Genomic DNA, 7,628 nt, shown 5'->3' on the forward strand with positions numbered 1-7,628 from the left:
AGCGGCGCCCGCAATGAAGTCAATTATCAAATAGATAGAGGAGGAGAAACCATGCAACAGTTATTCAAAACGTTCATCATCACAGTGATGGCATTTGCTCTATTATTAACAGGGGTTCCACTTTCAGGAGCATCGGCGGCTTCGGGGATTAAGGATCTTGTGATTGACCTTAACGTACCTCAAGTGACACGGGAAGTGAATGGCAACAAAATTCAATTAAATGCCCTTCATGTGTACGAAGATGGCCACTTTATGTTGGCATCGGAGAATCTAACCTGGAAATCTTCTAATAAAAATGTGGCTGCTGTTAAAGAAGGTGCGGTAACCCTATCAGGACACAATGGCAAAACATTTATCTCTGTCAGTGATGGCAGGTTCACTGATCGAATTGCGATTCAATTCAAAGGAAATCAAGGAGAAATCCTCGTGGAAAAAGAAAAGGGATCACGCTATGATCTTATCGGCGATGCAATCAAACAGATGACGATGGAAGAAAAAGTTGGGCAAATGCTGATGCCGGACTTCCGTACGTGGAAGGGGCAAAATGTGACAGAAATGAATGCTGAAATTGCTGCGCTTGTTAAAAAATATCATCTTGGCGGTGTCATTCTGTTCCGTGAAAACACCGTAACGGCTGCGCAAACAACGAAGCTCGTGTCTGCTTACCAAGATGCTGCAGAAAAGGCTGGCTTGTTGATTTCGATTGACCAAGAGGGCGGGATTGTCACGCGCCTTCAGTTCGGAACAGATTTTCCTGGGAACATGGCGCTTGGAGCCTCAAGGTCTGAAGCGCTGGCCGAAAAAGTTGGCAAGGCGATTGGCGAGGAGCTTAACGCTGTCGGGATTAATATGAACTTTGGGCCTGTTCTTGATGTAAATAATAACCCCGATAATCCCGTGATTGGCGTTCGGTCATTCGGAGAGGATCCGGAGTTGGTGGCAAAATTGGGGAACGCCTATATTAAAGGGCTTCATGAAACCGGAACAGCATCCACGGCAAAGCATTTTCCCGGCCATGGTGATACCGCAACAGATTCCCATTTAGGTCTGCCAGAGGTGCCGCATGATATTGACCGCTTGAAAAAGGTAGAATTGTACCCTTTCCAACAGGCGATGGATGCTGGAATTGATGCAGTGATGTCGGCTCATGTCACCTTCCCGAAAATCGACAGCACGAAAGCCATATCGAAAAAAGATGGTACGGAAATTGCTATTCCAGGCACACTATCACATAAGGTGTTAACAGGTTTAATGCGTGAAGAGATGGGCTTTAAGGGCGTTATTGTGACGGATGCGATGAATATGCAGGCGATCGCCGACCATTTTGGGCCGGTCGATGCAGCGGTTCGTGCCGTGAAAGCGGGAACGGATATTGTGTTAATGCCTGTAGGACTTGAATCCGTTGCGAATGGACTTTACGATGCTGTGAACTCCGGGGATATTTCGGAGGAAAGACTTGATCAGTCCGTTGAGCGAATTTTAACATTGAAATTAAATCGCGGAATTGTGAAGGCTGAAGTGGGAAAGAGCCTTGACGGAAAAATTGCGAATGCTGAGAAAGTGACAAGATCAGCCGAACATTTGCAGGTAGAAAAAGAAGCAGCGGCTAAATCGATTACCCTTGTAAAAAATAATGGCGTTCTTCCTTTAAAGGGAGCCGCAGATGATAAAATTGTTGTCGTCGGTTCTAGCGCCTCGGTTATCACGGCTGAGGTCAAAAAGCACCATCAAAATGTAACGGTGATCGATACGGCAGCACCGCTTTCAGCCGCCAATTTAGAAATAGCAAAATCAGCAAAATATATCATTGTTGGCACAAATACCTCTACAGTTAGCGGTAGATTACCCTCTGCTAACTTAATGAAGCTGGCAAATCAAGTGATTGAGCAAACGGATGCTTCGGTTATTGGTGTTGGGATTCGCAATCCATATGATATTATGGCCTATCCAAATGCAGATGCGTACCTGACACAGTATGGCACAAAGGACGTAAGCTTTGAGGCGGCGGTTAATACCATATTTGGTGTAAATAAGCCAACCGCCAAACTTCCGGTTACAATTTACAACCAGGACGGCAGTGTTTTATACGGATTTGACCACGGGTTAGGGTACTAACCTATCAAAAATAAAAAATCGAGAAGGGATCTTCGCCCATGAAGATCCCTTTTTGGGTGCATCCCTTCTTTGGTGCCTGACACCATTAATAATAGTTTGACAGTGGTAATGGTGTCAGGCACCGCACCATAATATGACTTTTGTCACCTCGTTTTGGTGACATTACTTACTAAAAGTTTCCTTCCGGACATCATACAATGAAATCAAGTAATCAGGAGGTGTTCGAAAGATGAATGAAATTGTAAGCTTACTGAACGTGACAAAGTCATTTCAACATAAAACGGCGGTTAACGATGTATCTTTCACCATTGGAAAAGGCGAGGTGGTGGCGATTCTTGGCCCGAATGGCGCTGGGAAAACTACAACCATTTCGATGATCTTAGGACTGCTCCACCCAACCGCTGGCGAGGTCAAACTATTTAACCACAAGCCGCAGGAAAAGCAGGTCCGCGAAAAAATCGGTACGATGCTCCAGGAAGTAAGCGTGATGCCTGGCCTAAAGGTTCACGAAATTCTCCAACTAATCAGATGCTATTATCCGCATCCGCTCGCGATGCCGGAACTCATCAACTTAACCGGTTTAACCGAGCAGGATTTGAAAACACGAGCGGAAAAATTGTCAGGCGGACAAAAACGTCGCTTAAGCTTTGCCCTAGCTCTCGCAGGCAATCCGGAACTGATCATTTTTGATGAACCGACCGTCGGCATGGATATAACGTCAAGGAATCGTTTTTGGCAAACGGTTCATCACTTGGCAGATCAAGGGAAAACAATCATTTTCTCCACGCATTATCTGCAGGAAGCGGATGATGCCGCCGGCAGGATCTTACTTTTTAAAGACGGAGCCATCGTTGCCGACGGGACACCAGCGCAAATCAAAGCAAGAATTTCGAAACAGTCCGTTTCCTTTATCGTTGACCCGGAGATCTCGCTGGAAACTCTATATCTTCACAGTGAAATTGATGATATCTACAGAAAAAACAACCGTGTCTATGTCCAGTCGAACAACACAGACAGAGTCCTAGAGTTACTTTTTCAAGAAAAAATCGGTGCCCGTGACATTCAAATTGAACGCGGCAAGCTGGAAGAAGCGTTTGAACAACTGACAAGCGGCACAACAAAGGAGGCCATATAAATGAAAACATTTCAAATGCAGTGCAAAGTCGAAATCATCCGCATTCTTAGGAATCGCTATTTCGTGTTTTGGTCGCTCGTGATGCCGATTCTTTTCTATTATATTTTTACAAACGTGGTCAACACCAATGCGCCAAACCAGGCCGAGTGGCAGGCGCATTACTTAATGTCAATGACCGTATTCAGCGTAATGGGCTCGTCGATGATGACGCTCGGCATCCGGATGGTGCAGGAGCGCTCCCAAGGCTGGTCAACCTTCATTCGCATCACGCCACTTTCCGATACTGTCTATTTTGCGGCGCAAATGATTGGCCAAAGTGTCATCCATCTGCTTTCGATTACGATTATCTTCATCGCAGGGGCAATCATCAATGGCGTAACACTTACTGCCTTTGAATGGATCGCCAGCGGTTTGTGGATTTTGCTCGGCTCGCTGCCATTCCTCGCCATCGGCACTCTTATAGGGATGATGAAAAAAGTAGAAACGGCAGCCGGTATCAGCAACGTGATCTATATGGTGATGGCGATTGCCGGCGGATTGTGGATGCCGCTCGAAATTATGCCAAAAATCATGCAATCGATTGGAAAATGGCTGCCTTCCTATAATTTCGGCAATGGCGCCTGGGAGATTATCCGCGGCAACATGCCGGATTGGAAAAATATTCTGATTTTAATCGCCTATTTAGCCGTATTCATGCTACTATCGAGGTATATTAGACGAAAGCAGGAAGCGGCGTGATGTAGTATGAAATGGTCAGTTTTTCCGAGACAATTTGGCTTTTTCCCTTATGTCTTTCTCGTTTATATTGGTTTTCCAGCTTTTTATTTAACAAAAGAATCAGGTATGAAGCAGCTCATTGGCTATGGAATGTTGCTGCTTTTCTTGGTGACCTATCGCCAGCTTTATTTTTCGATGGGAAAAAGAACATTCACTTACTGGCTTGCCATTCAACTGGCGATTGTGTTTATTTTCAGTCTGTTTTACAACTTAAACTACATGTTCTTAGGGTTTTTCCCGGCGAATTTCATTGGTTGGTATCCAGAAAAAAGAGTGTTTAGACGAGGACTCATCTGGCTTGTGGTGGTTGAAATTCTTCCATTCGTTGTTCATGTGATCCGAACGAAGACCTTTCTCACCCCGGCAGAACTCATTTACTTTGTTCCCTTTCTAATTATTATGCTGATTTCTCCGTTTGGCATCCGCTCCATGAACCGCCGGATGGAGCTGGAAAAGGAGCTTGCTCGGGCGAATCAAAAAATCGAAGAATTAGTCAAAAGAGAAGAGCGTGTCCGGATTGCCCGTGATCTCCATGATACGCTCGGTCATACACTGTCCCTCCTCACGTTAAAAAGCCAGCTAGTACAGCGGTTAACAGCGGTTGATCCGGAACGAGCGCGTCTCGAAGCAAAGGAAATGGAAGTCACTTCCCGCACCGCACTCAAGCAGGTACGAGAACTCGTTACCGATATGCGCGCAGCTATGATAACGGAAGAGCTGCTGCAAGTGCAACAAATCTTACGCGCAGCGGGAATTACCTTTCAATACGATGGCGATAGTGAGTTTTCCAGTGTTTCCCCGTTTACGCAAAATATCATCGGTATGTGCATCCGCGAGGCTGCAACCAATATCGTGAAGCATAGCCGCGCTACCCATTGCTCCATTTCCATCAAGCTCTTTTCAGAAAAAATAAACCTAGTCATCCGTGATGATGGGATGGGCATACGGAATAATCATGCATTTGGGAATGGTTTACGGGGGATGGAAGAGAGGCTTGCACTCGTTGACGGGTTGCTCGCGCTGTCAAACCACAATGGGACAGTTTTGGAAATCAACATACCAATTATTAAAAAGGAGGGGGCAACGGTATGATTCGCCTGTTTATCGCAGAAGATCAACGAATGCTGCTGGGAGCATTGGGGTCTTTGCTAGATTTAGAGAAAGATATGAAGGTCATCGGCCAAGCGATGAACGGGGAGGAGGCACTCGCAGCAATCACGGAACTTAAGCCGGATGTCTGCTTGATGGATATTGAAATGCCTGTTTTAAATGGACTCGAGGTCGCGGAAGAGCTTGCACGTCGTGCGTCCTCCAGTAAGATCATCATTTTAACCACCTTTGCCCGCCCGGGATATTTTGAGCGCGCAGTAAAAATCGGTGTTCACGGCTACTTACTAAAGGACGGGGAAATTGATGAACTCGCAGATGCGATCCGCAAGGTGATGGCCGGAAAACGGGTGTTCAGTCCGGAGCTGACCTTTGACGTGATTCGTGAAGAAAATCCGCTGACCCCGAAGGAACAAGAGATTCTGCGCCTGGCGGCTTTAGGTAAAACAACCAAAGAAATCACATCCGAACTCTATCTATCATCTGGTACCGTCCGTAACTACATCTCAGAAATCATCCACAAACTCGATGCTAAAAACCGAACCGAAGCCGCCGGCATTGCCGAGAAAAAAGGTTGGATCTAACGGTGGAGAGGTACCTTCTATAGGTGCCTTTTTTTGTGCCCGAAGAGCCCCACAGGACAACTCCCCATTTATTGCCCGTTTATGTTGAACGACCTTCCAAAAAACACATTTGCGAATAAATTAATACAAGCCAAGTCAAGGGGACGTCAGTTTTTCCATACTGATCCGTCCCTATCGGTAATGAAGGGGGAATAAACAACTGTGAATATATTAATCGTCGGAACGGGATATGTCGGAACAACGACAGGTCTTGTATTTTGTGAAAAAGGTCACCAGGTAACAGGGTTAGACCTTGATGAAAAGAAAATAAAAGCATTAAAAACAGGTAAACTACATTTCTATGAGCCCTTTCTTGATGGATTGTTAAATAAACATGTCACAAATGAAACAATCAAATTCACAAAAAAGGCCAAAAAGGCTATTAAAGAGAATGATGTTATTTTCATTTGTGTCGGAACGCCTAAGAGGTCGGACGGAAGTGCAGATCTCACCTATGTAAAAAATGTGGCTGAGTCCATCGGAAAATATATGACCCAATATAAAGTAATTGTTACAAAAAGCACAGTGCCAGTAGGAACGGCCGATTTAGTGACAAAATGGATTCAGGAAAGTCAAGCCGAAGCCATCCCTTTTGATGTTGTCTCCAATCCCGAGTTTCTGAGGGAGGGCTCCGCACTTCAGGATGCCTTCAACCCTGATCGAATAGTCATCGGTACAACGAGCGAACCCGCAAGAAAAATAATGCGCGAATTGTATCAAGATTTCTCATGCCCTATTCTTGAAACCAACCCGAAAGCCTCCGAAATGATTAAATATGCCGCGAATTCCTTCCTTGCGATGAAAATTTCCTTTATTAACGAATTAGCGCGGGTTTGCGATGTGCTAGGGATCAATATAAATGACGTTTCAACGGGGATGGGGCTCGACAACCGGATTGGTCCGCAATTTTTAAAAGCGGGAATGGGCTATGGCGGCTCCTGCTTTCCGAAGGATGTAAACGCACTCATTCAAATTGCGAAAGAAAATGAAACCACACTAACGATCTTAGAGAAAGTAGTTGAAGTGAACGAAACTCAACCGCTAATCTTTGTTGAAAAAATGAAACAGGCTCTTGGTGGAGATTTGAAAAATAAGACAATCGCCTTGCTCGGATTATCATTTAAGGCAAATACGGATGATACAAGGGAATCGCCTAGCCTCTTTTTAATTGAAAGATTACTAGCAGAAGAGGCGAAGGTTAGGGTACACGACCCAATTGTAAAAATAACCGGCCCTACTGAGCAATTTCAAACAATAGAAGAAACTATTTCCCGTGCAGATGCGCTCGTTATTTGTACGGACTGGGATGAATATAAGAATATTGATTGGGCAAGTATAAAGCCGCTAATAGGACAGCCATATCTTTTCGATGGAAGAAATATTCTTGATAAAGATTTAATGGAGAGTCTAGGCTTTCATTATGTAGGGGTAGCCAATCATTAAGGGATAAGGAAGAGCATGCGGATGCTCTTTTTATTTTTTGCTCTGAAACACTAACATAACACCGTGACCCCGAAAATAAATGATCGCGATTATATTAAGAAAAGAGGCTGCAACGAACTATATTTAAAAATAATTAAAAAAAGGCATTGACCAATCTATTAATCTCCTGTAATATATGAAAAGTCGTCAGCAAGACGAAAAACAGTTTTAAAAAAGTTGTTGACACTGACAACTTGAAATGATATAGTAATAAAGTTGCTTCTGAACGAGGTAACAAATTGTTCTTTGAAAACTAAACAAACAAAAACGTCAACAAACAATATTTTTTAGTTTCTATTAAGAAACTAAGCCAACGTAACAAATGAGCTAATCAACTTTCTTGGAGAGTTTGATCCTGGCTCAGGACGAACGCTGGCGGCGTGCCTAAT

Annotated in this window: 6 protein-coding genes; all 6 read left to right on the top strand. The window is 44.4% G+C overall.

The window, feature by feature from the left end; all coding sequences use genetic code 11:
• The first annotated feature begins 51 nt into the window (after positions 1 to 51).
• Positions 52 to 2,115 (top strand): glycoside hydrolase family 3 protein, encoded by a 2,064-nt coding sequence (locus tag BABA_RS06490; protein WP_007084345.1) that lies wholly within the window; start codon positions 52 to 54, stop codon positions 2,113 to 2,115.
• 229 nt (positions 2,116 to 2,344) lie between these two features.
• Complete coding sequence (locus BABA_RS06495) at positions 2,345 to 3,250, top strand: ABC transporter ATP-binding protein (RefSeq protein WP_007084346.1); 906 nt, start codon at positions 2,345 to 2,347, stop codon at positions 3,248 to 3,250.
• Complete coding sequence (locus BABA_RS06500) at positions 3,251 to 3,988, top strand: ABC transporter permease (protein WP_007084347.1); 738 nt, start codon at positions 3,251 to 3,253, stop codon at positions 3,986 to 3,988. It begins immediately after the preceding gene.
• A 6-nt stretch (positions 3,989 to 3,994) separates the two neighbouring features.
• Complete coding sequence (locus BABA_RS06505) at positions 3,995 to 5,119, top strand: sensor histidine kinase (protein ID WP_007084348.1); 1,125 nt, start codon at positions 3,995 to 3,997, stop codon at positions 5,117 to 5,119.
• On the top strand, positions 5,116 to 5,718 hold the full coding sequence (locus tag BABA_RS06510) for a response regulator transcription factor (protein WP_007084349.1): 603 nt from the start codon (positions 5,116 to 5,118) through the stop codon (positions 5,716 to 5,718). The genes BABA_RS06505 and BABA_RS06510 overlap by 4 nt, the downstream gene beginning before the upstream one ends.
• A 201-nt stretch (positions 5,719 to 5,919) precedes the next feature.
• Entirely contained in the window at positions 5,920 to 7,200 is a 1,281-nt protein-coding gene (locus BABA_RS06515; RefSeq protein ID WP_007084350.1) for a UDP-glucose dehydrogenase family protein, read from the top strand.
• Positions 7,201 to 7,628: the final 428 nt, after the last annotated feature.

This window comes from Neobacillus bataviensis LMG 21833 (assembly GCF_000307875.1).
GTDB lineage: Bacteria > Bacillota > Bacilli > Bacillales > Cytobacillaceae > Neobacillus > Neobacillus bataviensis.